This is a genomic window from Nocardiopsis ansamitocini, from assembly GCF_030268225.1.
GTDB classification, from domain to species: domain Bacteria; phylum Actinomycetota; class Actinomycetes; order Streptosporangiales; family Streptosporangiaceae; genus Nocardiopsis_D; species Nocardiopsis_D ansamitocini.
Genome location: NZ_BSQG01000003.1, coordinates 32,696 through 49,081, shown reverse-complemented (window position 1 = coordinate 49,081; position 16,386 = coordinate 32,696). Strand labels below are relative to the sequence as shown.

15 protein-coding genes are annotated in these 16,386 nt (G+C 68.4%); 5 read left to right on the top strand and 10 right to left on the bottom strand.

Going from position 1 to position 16,386, the window contains the following annotated elements:
• Positions 1-924: a LysR family transcriptional regulator gene (locus QSJ59_RS09950; protein WP_285758889.1), complete on the top strand. Its 924-nt coding sequence runs from the start codon at positions 1-3 to the stop codon at positions 922-924.
• Positions 925-940: 16 nt separating this feature from the next.
• Here QSJ59_RS09950 and QSJ59_RS09945 read toward each other — a convergent pair whose 3' ends face one another.
• Together QSJ59_RS09945 and lon are read right to left on the bottom strand one after the other, a co-directional pair.
• Positions 941-2,020: a Gfo/Idh/MocA family oxidoreductase gene (locus tag QSJ59_RS09945; RefSeq protein WP_285758888.1), complete on the bottom strand. Its 1,080-nt coding sequence runs from the start codon at positions 2,018-2,020 to the stop codon at positions 941-943.
• 325 nt (positions 2,021-2,345) lie between these two features.
• Entirely contained in the window at positions 2,346-4,808 is a 2,463-nt protein-coding gene (lon, locus tag QSJ59_RS09940; RefSeq protein ID WP_285758886.1) for an endopeptidase La, read from the bottom strand.
• 268 nt (positions 4,809-5,076) lie between these two features.
• Between lon and QSJ59_RS09935 the strand changes: the two genes are divergently transcribed.
• From QSJ59_RS09935 to QSJ59_RS09925, 3 genes are all read left to right on the top strand, one after another.
• Entirely contained in the window at positions 5,077-6,414 is a 1,338-nt protein-coding gene (locus QSJ59_RS09935) for an ABC transporter substrate-binding protein (protein WP_432707460.1), read from the top strand.
• 73 nt (positions 6,415-6,487) lie between these two features.
• Complete coding sequence (locus QSJ59_RS09930; protein ID WP_285758882.1) at positions 6,488-7,468, top strand: carbohydrate ABC transporter permease; 981 nt, start codon at positions 6,488-6,490, stop codon at positions 7,466-7,468.
• Complete coding sequence (locus QSJ59_RS09925) at positions 7,465-8,439, top strand: carbohydrate ABC transporter permease (RefSeq protein WP_285758881.1); 975 nt, start codon at positions 7,465-7,467, stop codon at positions 8,437-8,439. The genes QSJ59_RS09930 and QSJ59_RS09925 overlap by 4 nt, the downstream gene beginning before the upstream one ends.
• A gap of 10 nt (positions 8,440-8,449) precedes the next feature.
• On the opposite strand, the gene QSJ59_RS09920 is transcribed toward QSJ59_RS09925, so the two are convergent.
• Together QSJ59_RS09920 and QSJ59_RS09915 are read right to left on the bottom strand one after the other, a co-directional pair.
• Positions 8,450-9,106 (bottom strand): response regulator, encoded by a 657-nt coding sequence (locus tag QSJ59_RS09920; protein ID WP_285758878.1) that lies wholly within the window; start codon positions 9,104-9,106, stop codon positions 8,450-8,452.
• Positions 9,103-10,284 carry a sensor histidine kinase gene (locus tag QSJ59_RS09915; protein ID WP_285758877.1) on the bottom strand — a complete coding sequence of 394 codons (1,182 nt, stop codon included), beginning with the start codon at positions 10,282-10,284 and terminating at the stop codon, positions 9,103-9,105. The genes QSJ59_RS09920 and QSJ59_RS09915 overlap by 4 nt, the downstream gene beginning before the upstream one ends.
• A gap of 156 nt (positions 10,285-10,440) precedes the next feature.
• Between QSJ59_RS09915 and QSJ59_RS09910 the strand changes: the two genes are divergently transcribed.
• Positions 10,441-10,791 (top strand): SHOCT domain-containing protein, encoded by a 351-nt coding sequence (locus QSJ59_RS09910; RefSeq protein WP_285758876.1) that lies wholly within the window; start codon positions 10,441-10,443, stop codon positions 10,789-10,791.
• A gap of 19 nt (positions 10,792-10,810) precedes the next feature.
• Here QSJ59_RS09910 and QSJ59_RS09905 read toward each other — a convergent pair whose 3' ends face one another.
• The 6 genes from QSJ59_RS09905 to QSJ59_RS09880 all read right to left on the bottom strand — a co-directional run bounded on the left by QSJ59_RS09905 (position 10,811) and on the right by QSJ59_RS09880 (position 16,383).
• Entirely contained in the window at positions 10,811-11,662 is an 852-nt protein-coding gene (locus QSJ59_RS09905) for a DUF8017 domain-containing protein (protein ID WP_285758874.1), read from the bottom strand.
• Positions 11,663-11,751: 89 nt separating this feature from the next.
• Positions 11,752-12,636 carry a fructosamine kinase family protein gene (locus QSJ59_RS09900; RefSeq protein WP_285758873.1) on the bottom strand — a complete coding sequence of 295 codons (885 nt, stop codon included), beginning with the start codon at positions 12,634-12,636 and terminating at the stop codon, positions 11,752-11,754.
• Between the two features lie 15 nt (positions 12,637-12,651).
• Positions 12,652-13,167, bottom strand: coding sequence for a low molecular weight protein-tyrosine-phosphatase (locus QSJ59_RS09895; RefSeq protein WP_285758872.1), 516 nt, complete (start codon positions 13,165-13,167; stop codon positions 12,652-12,654).
• A gap of 70 nt (positions 13,168-13,237) precedes the next feature.
• A complete protein-coding gene (locus QSJ59_RS09890; protein ID WP_285758870.1) occupies positions 13,238-14,062 on the bottom strand; it encodes a MetQ/NlpA family ABC transporter substrate-binding protein in 825 nt (274 codons plus the stop codon).
• Between the two features lie 193 nt (positions 14,063-14,255).
• Positions 14,256-14,702 (bottom strand): response regulator, encoded by a 447-nt coding sequence (locus tag QSJ59_RS09885; RefSeq protein ID WP_285758868.1) that lies wholly within the window; start codon positions 14,700-14,702, stop codon positions 14,256-14,258.
• Between the two features lies 1 nt (position 14,703).
• Positions 14,704-16,383: a sensor histidine kinase gene (locus QSJ59_RS09880; protein WP_285758866.1), complete on the bottom strand. Its 1,680-nt coding sequence runs from the start codon at positions 16,381-16,383 to the stop codon at positions 14,704-14,706.
• Between the last annotated feature and the right edge of the window lie 3 nt (positions 16,384-16,386).

Sequence of the window (16,386 nt, the reverse complement as noted above, 5' to 3'; positions counted from 1 at the left end):
ATGAATGATCACGACACCGCCTTGATCACCCGGGTTCTTGCCCCCCGACTGCGCACGTTTGAAGCAGTTGCACGCACCGAACACATCACTCGCGCCGCCGAGGAGCTGGGCGTTCCCCAACCGACCGTGAGCCGTTCCCTGGCCCGGCTCCAGGAGGAGCTGGGGGTGGTCCTCGTCGAACGAACCGGACGCGGGGTACGCCTGACCAGGGCGGGAGCGGTTCTCCTCCCACACGCGCGGCGCGCTCTCAACGCCTTGGCAGCGGGCGGACGCGAAGTGGCCGAGGCAACGGCGACGACGGTCACCCTGGCCTTCCTCCCGACCCTGGGAGCCGAGGTGGTGCCCGCACTGATCCGCGGGTTCCGCCAGCGCTACCCCGAAGCGCGCTTCACACTGTTCCAGGACGTGTGGGCGGCGTCGGTCGGACGACTGCGCGAGGGGTCGGTGGACGTGGCGCTGACCTCTCCTCTGCCCGGGGAGCCCGACCTGGAGGAGCACATGCTGCACCGTCAGCCGTTGCGACTGGTGGTCCCGGACTCCCATCCGCTGGCCCAGCGCGACCGGGTCGGTTTCACCGTGGTGGCGACCGAACCCCTGATCGCGCTCAAGCACGGTCGCGGCCTGCGCCACCTCACCGACGAGCTGTGCCACCGGGCAGGGTTCGAACCCCAGGTGGCCTTCGAGGGTGACGAGACCCACACCGTCCGCGGTCTGGTGGCGGCCGGGCTGGGCGTGGCGGTGCTGCCGGCCCACCCGCACGGCCTGCTGCCGGGGACCGCGGAACTGGCGATCGACACTCCCGGCGCCCACCGCACGATCGGCCTGGTGCGACGCATCGGCCAGACCGAGACCCCGGCGGTGGCGGCCTTCCGGTCCTTCGTGATCAACGAGGGGCCGCGCCTGCTGGCCGAGGGCCTGGGGTGAGCCCGCCCGTTGTGGATCAGCCCTCCCGTACCTGGACGACCTGACCGGTACGGGCACTGCGCAAAGCCGCCTCGATCACGTCCAGGCCGTGCACCACCTCGTGGAGTTCCACGGGCAATGGCTCCCCCTCGCCCACCGAGTCGCGCACCCCCGCGTAGAAAGCCGGGTAGTCGCCGCGCTCGCTGGGAACGGGCTTGGCGTCGCCCTCCACCCCGAGCAGCCCCCAAGCGGACTCGGGCTCCCGCCCCCAGTCCGGTCCACCCGGGCGCTCACCGGCGCCCAGGCGGGCCTCCTGGCCGTCAAGGCCGTGGACGGTGAACGCCGCGCGGTCGCCCAGGACCCGAAAGCGCGGGCCGAGCTGAGCCGCCAGTGCGCTCATCCACAGGTGGGACCGGACGCCCCCGCGGTGGGTGAGGGCGAGGAAGGTGTCGTCGTCGGAGCCGACACCGGGACGACGGGAGTCGAGTTCGGCGTAGACGGTGGCGACCGGGCCGAACAGGTTGACCGCCTGATCGATGAGGTGTGCCCCCAGGTCGTAGAGGAGGCCGGCTCCCTGTTCGACCCGGCCGCTCTCGCGCCAGGACCCCTTGGGCCGGGGACGCCAGCGGTCGAACCGGGACTCGAACCTATGGACTCGGCCGAGCTCGCCGTGTTCGATGAGTTGCCACAGGGTCAGGAAGTCGCTGTCCCAACGGCGGTTCTGAAAGACCGTGAGGACCTGTTCCAGACGCTGCGCGTGGTCGGCGAGGTCGCGTGCCTCGACCGGGCTGAGCGCGAAGGGCTTGTCCACGACCACGGCGAGCCCTGCGTCCAGGGCTGCCCGCGCCAGCGGCGCGTGGGTCTCGTTGGGCGTGGTGACAACGGCGATCTCGAACTCACCCGCACGCTTCCACAGCTCCTGCGCAGAGGCGATCACCTCGGTGCGGGGATAGCGGTCGCGCACAGCGGACGCACGTTCGTCGTTGCCGGTGACCACGGCCGAGAGCCGCAGCCCGGGGGTGGCGTCGATGAGCGGGGCGTGGAACACCTCGCCGCCCTTGCCGTAGCCGATCAGGGCGACGTGCAGGGCTGGGTCGGTGTCGTGAGCGGTGGTCATCCCTCCAATTTATGGGAGACCGCCGCTCCCCTCGTGGCGGGCACCCGACCGACGACCCCGCTTCGGCTGCCCGATCGCTGTACGCGGTGAGGCGGGAGGACCGGCCGCCGACGGCAGGCCGTCGAGCCCGCTACTACGGCTCCGCCGACGTGCGGCGCGGTTCGGCGCGGACGGGGTGCTCCTCGGTCGTGGTGAACGGTTCGACACAGCCATCGGTCCTACGACGGCCGGGCCGCCGGATTGCCCGGCGGCCCGGCGTCCACTCGCTCGGCAGCGGCCACGCGTCCTCGGAGAGCACCTCCGGGGCCGGAGAGCCGTCGGTCCATCACGCGGAGGCTGCTGCTCCTGACCCCTCTTGCACCGCAACCGTCTGCGTGCTGTGCGCGGGCTCCAGCGCGAGGGCGAGTACCTCCCGCACGTCGCTGACCGGGTGGACAGTGAGCTGCTCCAGCACCTCATCGGGCACATCGTCCAGATCGGGCTCGTTGCGTGCCGGGATGAGCACCGTGCCGATGCCCGCCCGATGCGCGGCGAGCAGCTTCTGCTTGACCCCGCCGATCGGCAGCACCCGGCCCGTCAGGGAGACCTCTCCGGTCATCGCCACGTCCGAGCGAGCTGGACGCCCCGAGAGCAGGGAAGCCAAGGCCGTCGTCATCGTGACGCCCGCGCTGGGGCCGTCCTTGGGGATCGCTCCCGCAGGAACGTGGATGTGCACCCCCCGTTCCTTGAGGTCACCGACCGGAAGTTCCAGCTCGGCACCGCGTGATCGCAGATAGGACAGCGCGATCTGCGCGGACTCCTTCATGACGTCGCCGAGCTGACCGGTCAGCGACAGTCCACTGGCCCCCGATTCGGCGTCGGCCAGCGACGCCTCGACGAAGAGCACGTCACCGCCCGCCCCGGTCACCGCAAGCCCGGTGGCGACACCGGGGACGGACACCCGCTCGGCGGACTCGGGTGTGTGGCGCGGCCTGCCGATGTAGTCGGGCAGGTCTGCGGCGTCGACGGTGAGCGGCAGCTCCCGCTCACCCAGTGCGACGGAGGCCGCTGCCTTGCGCAGCACACGGGCGATGGAGCGCTCCAGCGAGCGCACCCCCGCCTCCCGGGTGTACTCCCCCGCGATCAGACGCAGCGCGTCCTCGGTGAGCGCGGCCTCGGAGGCGTCCAGGCCGGCCTTCTCCAACTGACGGGGCAGCAGGTGGTCCCGGGCGATGACGACCTTCTCGTCCTCGGTGTAGCCGTCCAGCTCCACCAGTTCCATCCGGTCCAGCAGCGGGCCGGGGATCGTGTCCAGGGCGTTCGCCGTGGCGAGGAAGACCACGTCGGAGAGGTCGAGGTCGACCTCCAGATAGTGGTCGCGGAAGGTGTGGTTCTGCGCGGGGTCGAGCACCTCCAGCAGTGCTGCGCTGGGGTCTCCCCGGTAGTCGCTGCCGACCTTGTCGATCTCGTCCAACAGCACGACCGGGTTCATCGTCCCGGCCTCCTTGACGGCCCGCACGATCCGGCCCGGGAGCGCGCCGACGTAGGTCCGGCGGTGGCCACGGATCTCGGCCTCGTCGCGCACCCCGCCGAGGGCGACCCGGGTGAAGGAGCGACCCATGGCACGCGCCACGCTCTCACCGAGCGAGGTCTTGCCGACTCCGGGCGGCCCCACCAGGGCGAGCACCGCACCACTGCGCCGACCGCCGATGACGCCCAGCCCCTTCTCCTCGCGGCGCTTGCGCACCGCCAGGTACTCGATGATGCGGTCCTTGACGTCGTCCAGGCCGGAGTGGTCGGCGTCGAGAACACCACGTGCCTCGCCTATGCCGTAGGCGTCGGTGGTGCGCTCGTTCCAGGGCATGTCCAGGACGGTGTCGAGCCAGGTGCGGATCCAGCCCGCCTCCGGCGAGGAGTCACCGGCCCGCTCCAGCTTGTCCACCTCGGCGAGGGCAGCCTTCGCGACGTGTTCGGGCAGCGCAGCCGCCTCGACGCGTCCGCGGTAGTCCTCCTCCTCGCTGCCCGGCTTGCCCGACAGCTCGTTGAGTTCCTTGCGCACGGCCTCCATCTGGCGCCTCAGCAGGAACTCGCGCTGCTGCTTGTCCACCCCCTCCTGGACGTCCTTGTTGATGGTCTCGGAGACATCCAGTTCGGCCAGGTAGGCACGGGTCCACTCGACCAGCAGCCCCAGCCGCTCGGAAACGTCGTAGGTCTCCAGGAGCTCCAGCTTCTGGGCGGTCTTGAGGAACGGGGAGTAGCCACCACGGTCGGCGAGCAGTCCGGCGTCGTCGATCTGTTGGACGCCGTCCAGGATCTGCCAGGCGCCACGCTTTTGCAGGTAGGTGGTGAGCAGGGTCTTGTACTCGCGGGCGAGCTCCTGGACCCGGCCCGGATAGCCACCTTCCGGGGCGGCGTCGTCGTGGGTGGTCGCGTCCACCCACAGCACGTCGCCCGACGACCGGCCGACAGCGGTCGCGGGAGCGGTGGTGACGCCGCCGACCCGCGCCCGGACCACGCCGCGCAATGCGGCGGCCGGGTCTCCGTCAGGGGTGCGCCCGACCTGCTCGATCAGCGCCACGGTACCCACGCCGGTGTAGGAGCCGTCCACCCGCGGCACGATCAGCACCCGCGGTTTGCCCCCGGCACGCCCCGCGGCCCCCTTCCCTGCGGACTCCACCGCCTGGGCCGCCTCGATCGCGGCACTGACCTCGGCCTCGGAAATGTCGACCGGTACGACCATGCCGGGAAGAACAACGTCGTCGTCAAGCGGCAGGACGGGCAACGTCACGCCGGACTTCGTGTCACTCATCGGACCCTCCTTCTTGAGTCACTAAGACTCAATAAAGAAGAGTCGAGTTTTGTTCCATGACGCGTGTTCGCCGTGAGCGATCACGCCATCACGGCTGTACTTGAGGGCGAAACCGTCGCTTAACAGGCACTCCCCCCACGTGACAAAACCGTTACGCCGATGAGGCGGCAAATGTGTGGACTTTCACCAGCAAAACTACTTGCATCAAAGCTCACGAGGCCTTGGTCTACACCTTTGGTCAAGCGTTCCTGGAGGTACGTGAATGCCGATGTCCCAGAGAAACCGCAGCGCGATCGCGGCAACGCTCTCGCTGGCCTTCCTCGCCAGCGGGTGCTCGTATCTGGAAGGAGGTGGAACGCAGGCAGCCGACCCGGAGTCCCCCGAATGCGAGGCCTTCTCCCAGTGGCAGGGGAACGAAGGCAGTGTCGAGATCTACGCCTCCATCCGCGACGAGGAGGCCGAACGGATGGAGCGGTCCTGGCAGCAGTTCGCCGACTGCACCGGGATCAACATCCAGTACGAGGGCAGCGGCGAGTTCGAGGCCCAGGTCCAGGTGAAGGTGGACGGCGGCAATGCCCCCGACATCGCGCTGTTCCCCCAGCCCGGGCTGCTCAAGCGCTTCGTCGAGGCCGGCTCCGCTGTCCCCGCACCCGACAGCGTCAAGGAACTGGCCGAGACCGGTTGGAGCGAGGACTGGCTGAACTACGCCACCGTCGACGGCCAGCTGTACGGCACCCCGCTGGGCGCCAACTTCAAGTCTTTCGTCTGGTACTCCCCCAGCTTCTTCAGCGAGAACGGCCACGAGGTCCCCGAGACCTGGGACGACCTGATCAAGGTCAGCGACGCCATCGCCGACGACGGCACCAAGCCCTGGTGCGTCGGCATCGAATCCGGTGACGCCACCGGCTGGCCGGCCACCGACTGGATCGAGAACGTGATCCTGCGCGACGGCGGCCCCGACGTCTACGACCAGTGGGTCGAGCACGAGATCCCCTTCAACGACGACAAGATCACCTCGGCCTTCGGCAGGGCCGACGAGATCCTGCGCAACGAGGACTACGTCAACGGCGGCTACGGCAGCGTCCAGAGCATCGCCACGACCTCCTTCCAGGACGCAGGCATGCCGATCCTGGACGGTGACTGCGGCATGTACCTGATGGGCTCCTTCTACGCCGCACAGTGGCCCGAGGACACCACGGTCGCCGAGGACGGCGATGTCTTCGCCTTCAACCTTCCGCCGGTCGACCCCGCGGACGGCACCCCCGTCATGGGCGGCGGCGAGTTCGTCGGCGCGTTCGCCGACCGGCCCGAGGTCGTAGCGGTCCGCGAGTACCTGGCCACCGCCGACTACGCCGACCGACGCGCCGCCGAAGGCGCATGGTTCTCGGCTCACCAGGAACTCGACCTGGACACCCTCGAAACACCCACCGACCGGCTGGGGGCCGAAATCCTGCGCGACCCCGAAACCGTGTTCCGTTTCGACGGCAGCGACCTGATGCCGGCCGCGGTGGGGACGGGAACGTTCTGGCGGGGTATGACCAACTGGATCAACGGCGAGGAGACCACGACCACGCTCGACTACATCGAGAACTCCTGGCCCTCCTAACGGAGACGGTTGTCTGGGCGCCGCTCCTGTCGGGAGCGGCCCCCGGACAGCCCCGATTCACGGAAGGGACAGGATGGGCTTCTCCATTCTGAACGAGCTTCCCAAGCTCGTCTGGTTACTCATTGCCGTCGCCACATTCCTCGGAGTCATCGGCGGCCTGCTCTTCTTCATCGACCGCGGCCCCAAGAGCAAGCACGAGTGGTGGCAAGCCGCCCTCTTTTTGGGTCCGGCAGTAATTCTGTTGCTACTGGGTTTGGTGTACCCGGCCTTCCGGACCGGTCTGTTGTCGTTTTCGGACGGCACCGGCCAGAACTGGGTGGGTCTGCGCAACTACGTCTGGATGTTCAGCCAGCCCGAGATCCTGACGGTGCTGCGCAACACACTGCTGTGGGTCATCTTCGCCCCGGTGCTGGCAACGGCGACGGGCCTGATGTACGCGATCCTGGTCGACCGCAAGCGGTTCGAGTCGATAGCCAAGTCGCTGATCTTCATGCCCATGGCGATCTCGTTCGTGGGCGCCAGCATCATCTGGCGGTTCGTCTACGCCTACCGTCCACCCGAAGGCGACCAGATCGGCCTGCTCAACCAGCTCATCGTGTGGATGGGCGGCGAACCGCAGCTATGGCTGCTCAACGCCCCGCTGAACACGCTTCTGCTGATCGTCGTACTGATCTGGGTCCAGGCCGGATTCGCGATGGTGGTGCTGTCGGCTGCGATCAAGGCGATCCCGGACGAGATCGTCGAGGCTGCCCGGATCGACGGGACCAACGCCTGGCAGCAGTTCTGGCGCATCACGTTGCCGACGGTGTGGCCGACGCTGACCGTCGTCCTGATCACCATCTCGGTCCAGACCCTCAAGGTTTTCGACATCGTGCGCACCATGACCGGCGGCCAGTACAACACCAGCGTCATCGCCAACGAGATGTACGCACAGGCGTTCCGTTATGGTGAGCTCGGCCAAGGCTCGACACTCGCGGTGTTCCTGTTCGTCCTGGTGGTCCCGCTTGTCATCGTGCAGATGCGCACCAACCGACGTGTGAGGGAGCAGGGATGAGCCAGCAGACGCAGACGCCGCCCACCGCGCCCGCCGCCGCACCGAAACCCCGCGTGAGCCGGGAGACCTCGGCCGCCCGGGTCCGCAAACGGCTGTCGAGCTCGACGGCGACCCTCGCGGCGATCGTGATCGCCGCGCTCTGGACCCTGCCGACCGCGGGATTGTTCATCTCCTCCTTCCGTCCCGAGCGCGAGCTCAAGACGACCGGCTGGTGGACGTTCTTCAGCGATCCGCAGGTCACCCTGGCCAACTACCGGGACGTACTGTTCGGCACTGCCAGCCAGGGGCAACTGGCCACGTACTTCGTGAACTCGTTCGTCATCACGTTGCCGGCGACCGTGTTCGTGGTGGTGCTGGCGGCACTGGCCGCCTATGCCCTGGCCTGGGTGAACTTTCCCGGTCGCGACTGGCTGTTCCTCGGGATCTTCGCGCTGCAGATCGTCCCGCTCCAGATGTCCCTGGTACCGCTGCTGCGATTCTTCTCCCAGGGTGTGACGATCGCCGGGATCCAGCTGATGCCCGCCTGGGATCTGCAGGGCGCCCTGGCGTTCACCAACGTATGGGTGGCCCACACGATCTTCGGGCTGCCGCTGGGCATCTTCCTGCTGCACAACTTCATCTCCCAGCTCCCGCGCAGCCTCTTCGAGGCGGCTCGGGTGGACGGCGCCGGGCACGGCGTCATCTTCCGGCGGCTGGTGGTCCCGCTGATCGTGCCCGCACTGGTATCACTGGGGATCTTCCAGTTCCTCTGGGTCTGGAACGATTTGCTGGTGGCGCTGATCTTCGCCGGCGGCAGCGCCGAGACGGCCCCCCTGACCGTCAGGCTCGCCGAGATGGCAGGCACCCGCGGAGACGAATGGCAACGCCTCACGGCAGGTGCGTTCGTGTCCATCGTGGTGCCGTTGATCGTGTTCTTCTCCCTCCAACGCTATTTCGTGCGCGGCCTGCTGGCCGGCAGCGTCAAGGGCTAGGCCGACACGCTCACCGCACCAGGCCCGACTGGTAGGCGATGACCACCAGTCGGGCCCGGTCACGGGCCCCGAGTTTGACCATGGCCCGACTCACGTGGGTGCGCGCCGTCGCCGGGCTGACCACGAGGCGCGCGGCGATCTCGTCGTTGGACAGGCCCTCGCCCACCAGGGCCAGCACCTCGCGTTCGCGGTCGGTGAGGCGGGCGAGTTCCGGATGGCGCCCTCTTCGCGGTACCGAACCGTCCGCGAAGGCGGCGATCAGCCGCCGGGTCACCGACGGCGACAGCAGCGAATCGCCCTGCACCGCGACCCGCACCGCGCGCAGCATCTCGGCGGGCTCGCTGTCCTTGATCAAGAAGCCGGCCGCTCCCGCGCTCAGCGCGTCGAAGACGTACTCGTCCAGCTCGAAGGTGGTCAGTACGACGACCCGGGTGGCGGACAGGCTGTCGTCGGCAGCGATCTCACGCAGTGCGGAGATCCCGTCCATGACAGGCATCCGCACATCCATGAGGACCACGTCCGGGTGCTCCAGGCGGACCAGGTCCACCGCGGCACGCCCGTCGGCTGCCTCCCCGGCCAACTCCATGTCGTCCTCGGCGTCGATCAGCACCGCCAGCCCCATACGGACCAGCGCCTGGTCGTCGACCACGGCCACCCTGATGCTCACTGTCGGCTCCTGTCCACCGGCAACCACGCGCGCACGGCGAACCCACCGCCCGTGCGCGGCCCCGCCTCGAAGGTACCGCCGACCGCGAGGGCACGCTCGCGCATGCCGGCCAGGCCGTTGCCCTCGTCCGGCGGCTCGGCGGGCAGGATCGGACCGCTGTCGGTCACCATGACGCCGATCCCTGCCTGGCGGTACTCCAGGACCACCTCGGCCGCCGATCCACCCGCGTGGCGCACCACGTTGGTCAGTGCCTCCTGGACGATCCGGTAGGCCGTGTGGTCCACCGCGGCAGGCAACCGCACCGGCTCGCCCTCGACGGTGACCTCGGCGCTTCGTCCTGCCGCGGCCAAGGCCGACACCAGGTCCGACAGCCGGTCGAGGCCGGGCAGGGGCGCGCGGTCGGGGACGGCCGCGGGATCGCGAAACACCGCGAGTGTGCCGCGCAGCTCCTCCAGAGCGTCCCTGCTGGTCGTGCGGATCGCCTCCAGGGAAGGGCCGATCCGATCGGGACGCCGGTCCAGCACGTGTAATGCCACCCCCGCCTGCATGCTGATGACCGAGAGGCTGTGCCCGACCACGTCGTGGACCTCGCGCGCTATGCGTAGCCGCTCCTCGTATGCGTAGCGGTGCAGTTCCTGTTCCCTGGCCGACCGCGCCCCCTCCCTGCGGGTGCGTGCGACGGCGCCCAGGGCCACCGCCGCGCACAGCAGGCCCAGGCCGAAGGTCGCGCCGGCCAGCAGTCGGCCGTCGAGCAGGCCGAAGTAGGGCTCCCCCAGGCGCGGAGCGAGCAGCAGGGGCACGAACAGCAGGGACAGTGGGGCCCAGGCCCGCAGTGGGTGAACCAGTGCGACAGAGAACAGGACCAACAGGACCATGAGCAGGATCGGCCCCAGCATGCCTCCCCCGGCCAGTGCGACGGTCGCCCCGGAGACGGTGACAGCAAGGGCGATTCGCTGGCGGAGCCTGCGCACCGCCGTCCCTACGCAGGCTGCGAGCACTCCCGCGCAGACGAGAGGGAGCACCACCGGTTCGGGCGAGAACGGGTGCGACGGCCAATCGCCGTGGGCCGGCGGCCAGCCCATTCGGGTCGTGGCATAGGTCGTGCTGATGGCGATGCACCCCAGGAACACCGCCAGGGGAAGGTCGACGGCAAGCACCTTGACGATCCTGCGACTCATCCCCACCCCTGCCCCCGACCAGTGTCCTCGACGGTAGCCGGTGGCGGTACCGCTGGTCGTCAGCCTGCCGACGCAGCCGGACTACGTTGCACGACGCAGTCGCAGAGCCGCTCGACGGGGGACGACGCGCTCCGACACCATCGGCAGGCTGGGGACATGACACATCCACCGACCACGCTCATGGCCATGTTCACCGGCCCGCCCCACGGGTGGGGGCCCGGCAACAGACCTGGGTTGGGGGCAGAAGCCTTCGGCCCGCCACCCGTCTTTCACGCCCTTGGAGTCATCATGCTGTTCATCCTGGCAATGGTCGTCCTGTTCCTGGTGCTCCGTGCCCGCCGCGGCCGCGCTCCGTGGATGCGACCGCACGTCGAGCCGCCCGAGGCAGGAGCACAGCGGTTGCTCGCCGAGCGCTTCGCACGCGGCGACATCGACAGCGACGAGTTCATGGAGCGGGCCAGTGCCCTGAACTGGACACCGGGGGTCAAGCCCGCGGGCAGGAAGTGACCGAACGTGTTGCCGGGAATCAGTCCTCGTAGTTGACGTCGCGCAGGGTGGAGATGACCGTGTCCACGGTCTCCTCGGCCAGTGCGTCCTCGACTCCGGTGTCCAGGATCATGACGAGGATCCGGGTCGTGTCGTCCTCTGCACCGGGGACCGCCAGCGTGTGCACGACCGCGGTGGGCGGAATGCAGCCGTCGCCCCCGCCCGGGACCGTGACATCCACGATGGCGTGGTGACCGCTGAGGTCGTTGCTGTCGAACTCTTCGACCGATCGGACGGTCAGACCGGGATCGCCTTCGTCGTCGTAGGCGTACCGGGCCCATCTCAATGCAGCGCCCTCGGACATCTCCTCGGTGTCGTCGCTGTCGGTGATTCCCTGCGCACCGATGACACCGCGGCTGCCCCACCCGGCGCAGACCTTGTCCAGATAGACCGATGTTCCACTCATCCCGATCTCGACCGTGCCGTCGTCGCCCTCGAAGCCGCGAATATAGGTGGGCCCGTCGAAGAGCCAGTCGTCCTCACGCGGGGGGATCTCGTAGACGAAACCCCATTTGGCGGAGGCTGCGCGCTGCCAGCCGTCCTGGAATACATCGGGGCCGGCCGCGGAACCGGTGGACGAGGGATCCGGGGCAGGGGCCGGTTCGGACTCCGAGGCCGTGACCGGCTCGGGGGCTGGGGCCGGCGCTGCCTGGGTACCGTTGGCGTTGAGCCTGGTGACGACGACAGTGACGGCGATGATGAGGACCGCAACCAACAGGATGGCCAACAGAACCAGGGCGACCGGGCTGAGACCGCCCGTCGCCCGAGGCGCGGCAGGCTGCTGTTGCTGCTGTCCCCAGGGGTCGGGGGGCTGATGTGCAGACCAGTTCACGACCATGACTCTAGAGGATGCGTTTTGGAGGGGTTCGCACCGATCCAGACCTTGGAGCCGAATCGGACGCGTGAAATGCTGTCCCGGCTTCAGGACTCGACGCGCAGCGCGGTGCGGGCCGCCTCGATCGTGGTGGTGCGGTAGGCGGCACCATAAAGGCACACGTGCACCAGGAGCGGGTGCAGTTGGTGCAGGGGGATGCGGGCCTTCCAGCCGTCGGCCAGCGGAGCGGCGTGGTTGTAGGCGTCGCGGACCCGGTCCAGATGGGGCAGCCCGAACAGCGACAGCATGGCCAGGTCCGCTTCGCGATGACCGCCGTGCGCAGCGGGGTCGACGACGGTGACCCCGTTCGTGCCCCACATGACGTTGCCGTTCCACAGGTCTCCATGGATACGGGCCGGAGGCTCGGGCTCCCCCGCCAACTCCTCCACCCGGTCCAGGACCTTCTCGACCAGCCGGGCGTCGGCCGGCGTGAGTGCTCCACGGTTCACCGCACGCTCCAGATAGGGAAGCACACGACGTTGGACGTAGAACTCCGGCCAGTTGCGCGTCGGCGTGTTGTCCAGGGGAAGCGGACCGATGAAGCCGGGCCAGTCGGCGCCGAAGCGGTCCGCGCCGACCAGGTGCATGGCTGCGAGCTGGTGACCGAAGCGTTCGGCCGCCGCAGGGCTCGGTTCGTCCTGTTCGACCCAGTCGAGGGCGAGGGTGCGCGCGTCCCACCCCAGGACGCGGGGGACGGGCGAGCCGAAGGAACCGGCCAGCCAGTTCAAGCCCAGTGCCTCGGCACGGAAGAGGCCCTCCAGCTCGGGCCGTTCCGTCGCTGTCTCCTTGACGAAGACGGACGTGGCATCGGCGAGCTCCACGCGGTGCAACTGCCACTCGTGGCTGGCGCCCAGCGCGATGGTGGCTGCCACTTCCCTACCGGTCAGTGCGGCGACCCGATCTGCGACGGACTCCACGCCCAGCAGCCCCATTCGTCTCGTCGTTGTCTATTCGGTACCGAGCAGCGCGACGAGCTCGGTGGTCAGACCCTTGCTCGCGGCCTCGATCATGCTGAGCACGTTGGTGAAACCGTCGTCACCGCCGTAATAGGGATCGGGCACTTCGGGGTTGGGGCCGATGCCCGGGGTGAAGGAGCGGAACAGTAGTGTCCGCGCTTCGGCCTCCCCGTCGGGGGCCAGCGTCCGCAGTACGGCCAGGTTGTCGGTGTCCATGGCCAGGACGAGGTCGCGTTCGGCGAACCATGACGGGTCGAAGCGCCTGGCGGTGTGGGGGCCGGAGTACCCGTGCACGCGCAGGGTGGTGGCCGCACGGGTGTCCATCTCGGCGCCGACATGCCAGTCGCCGGTGCCGGCGCTGTCCACCCGTACCGCGTCGGCGAGACCGGCACGGGCCAGATCCGCGGCCAGGACCTTTTCCGCCATCGGGGAGCGACAGATGTTGCCCAGGCACACCACGCAGACGCGATAGGGCCCGGAGCGGTCGCGGGGTTTGGGCAGGGTCATGTACCAACCGTAGCCGAGAACGCGATGGCGCAGACGATCCCGCGGTTCGCGGCGCGTGGCGTGATCGCGTTCAGGAAGAGGGAACCGGGATCACCGCGCCCGAGTACTCCTCCTCGATGAAGGCGGCCACCTCGGCGGAGGTCAACAGTTCGGCCAGGGTCTCCACCCGCGGGTCGTCGGCGTTGGCCGCGGTGGTGGCCAACACATTGACGTAGGGGCTGCCCTCGAACTGCTCCATCAGAATGGCGTCCTCGTTGGCGTCGAGTTGCGCGTCCAAGGCGTAGTTGGCGTTGACGACCGCTGCGTCCACGTCCTCCAGGGAACGCGGCAATTGTGCGGCGTCGACCTCCTGGAACTCCAGTTCCTTGGGATTGTCGGTGATGTCGGACAACGAGAACGCGCTCTCCTCGATCCCGTCGGCGAGGGTGATCAGACCGCCCTCCTGGAGCAGCAGCAGCGCGCGGTACTCGTTGGTGGGGTCGTTGGGCAGGGCGACCGTCGCCCCATCGGGGAGATCGTCGACCGTGTCGACGGTGAAGGAGTACAGACCGAGGGGCGGCAGGTAGATGTCGGCGACCGCCACGAGGTCGGTACCGCTGTTGGCGTTGTAGTCGGCGAGGAAGGGTTCGTGCTGGTAGAGGTTGGCGTCCAACTCTCCTTCGGCGAGGGCGGCGTTGGGCGCGTTGTAGTCGGCGAACTCCTGGATGGTGAGATCCAGGCCCGCTTCCTCGGCGAGCTCGTCGCGGATGAACTCCAGGATCTCCCCCGCCGGAACGGCGGTCGCGCCGACCGTCAATGCCTGCTCACCGGTGTCCTCGCGCTCGGAGGGCGCGCCGCAGGAGGCGGCCCCCAGCGCGAGGGTGGCGAGGGTGGCGGCTGCTGCGATACGGCGCATGATCGGGTCGCTCTTCCTAGGACGTCGGCGGACGCACGGACGGGAGGCCACCACGGACCGCGGCTGCCTCCCGACGACATGCGCTGGAAATGGCCCATTACGGCCATGATTTCCTACTTGACCGATTGTATTCAGGGCCGTTTGTCGGCGAAAGGGCGGCCCCGGTGACGTCGGTCATCCGCCGTCCGCGACGTCAGCCCCGGGGCAGACGCACCACTGTGACGAAGAAGTCGTCGATCTGGCGGACGACCTTGATGAATTGATCGAAGTCGACCGGCTTGGCCACATAGGCGTTGGCGTGCAGCTGGTAACTGCGGATGATGTCTTCCTCCGCCTCGGAGGTGGTCAGCACGACGATGGGGATGCGGGCGAGATCGGGGTCCTGCTTGACCTCCTGCAGGACCTCACGACCGTCCTTGCGGGGCAGGTTGAGGTCGAGCAGGATCAGATGCGGCCGGGGAGCGTCCGCGTACTCGCCCTCGCGGCGCAGAAAGCTCAGCGCCTCCACACCGTCGGAGACCACGTGCAGGCGGTTGCCCACCTTGTGCTCCTCGAACGCCTCCTTGGTCATGAGAACGTCGCCCGGGTCATCTTCGACCAGCAGCACCTCAATGGGTTGCACCATGGTGACCTCGCTCATTTCAGACCTTCTCAACCTTGTCGGGACCGGACGAGGGGCTCCCGGCCGGCGTGGGGGCCTCGGCAGCGGCCTCTTCGGCCGGCTCCTCGTCCTTGTCCGCGTCGATTGGCAGCGACCAGCAGATCCGGGTCCCCGAGCCTTCCTCGTCGGGGTCCGGGTTTAGCCAGATGCGCCCGCCGTGGAATTCCACGATCTTCTTGCACATGGCCAGACCGATCCCGGTGCCCCCGTACTTGTCCCGCGTGTGCAGGCGTTGGAAGATCACGAAGATGCGTTCGGCGTACTGCGGCTCGATGCCGATCCCATTATCGGCGCAACAGAAGACCCATTCCGCCCCTTCCTGACGCGCACTGATATGGACCTGCGGCGGCTCGTCGCCACGGAACTTGACCGCGTTGCCGATCAGGTTGAAAAACACCTGAGTGAGCAGGGTGCGGTCACCGTGGATGGTCGGGAGGGGATCGCCGGTGACGACGGCTTCCGCCTCCTCCAGCGCCGAGTCGAGGCTGCGCAGCGCATCGGCGAGAGCGGTGTCCAGGTCGACGGTGGTGAAGTTCTTGGTGCGGCCCACCCGGGAAAAGGCCAGCAGGTCGTTGATGAGGGTCTGCATACGCTTGGCCCCTTCGACCGCGAAGTCGATGTAGGAGTCGGCGCGCTCGTCGAGCTGGCCCTGGTAACGGCGTTGCAGCAGCTGGCAGAAGCTGGCCACCTTGCGCAACGGCTCCTGGAGGTCGTGGGAGGCGACGTAGGCGAACTGTTCCAGTTCGAGGTTGGAGCGGCGCAGTTCCTCGGTCTGGCGCTCCAAGAGTTCCGACTGCTCCAGGAGGGTGCGGCGGGCCGTACCCACCTCGTCGAGGTCGTGCACGATCCGCTCACGCATTGCGTCCACGTTTCGCCCCACCCGCTCGATCTCGGGCGGTGCCTCCAGTTCGATGCGGTGGGCGTAGTAGCCGTCGGAGACCTGTTGGAGGTGGCGGCCGAGATCGTCCAAGGGACGCAGCACCCAGTGCTGGAGCATGACCCAGAGGAACACGCACAACACCGTCACGACCACACCCACCAGGACCAGCAGGGCGATGAGCTGCTGGGTGGCCGAACCGAGTTCGTCCTGGGCGAGCATCAGCTCGGAGTTGATCCGGGTCTGGGCCTGGTCGACCGCCTCCCGCAAGTCGGCGAAGCGCTCGTTGCCCAACTGGTAGTGCGCCGGGGAGATCGGCTCTCCTGCGCGGACCTTCTCCAACACCGGCTCCGCGAACTCGGTGTTCCACGCCTCGCCCGCGTCGAGTACCGCCTGGAGGTCGGCATCGATCTCGGCGTTGGCCCCCGCCGTCGTCTCGATGGTGTCCTGGCCCTCCTGCAAGGTCTGGCGCGCCTCGTAGTAAGGGAGCAGGGACTCGACGTCGCGGGTCTGGGCGTAGGTCCGGATCCCGCTGTCCTGGTTGAGATAGGCCGACAACGTCCGCTCGACCGCACTGTAGGCGGGGGTCAGCTCGTCGACCTGGCGCAGCACCGCCTCACGCGCCTGGAGCGCGGAGACGACGATGGTGGAGACCGAGGCGATCAGGACGAGCCCCACCGAGATGAGCAGCACCGTCACTCTGCGCCGCAACGACCACGGGCGAGCGAAAACGCCTCCGGAGGTCGGGCTCGCGCCGGTCCTGAGTTCGTCGGTGGAGTTCATCCG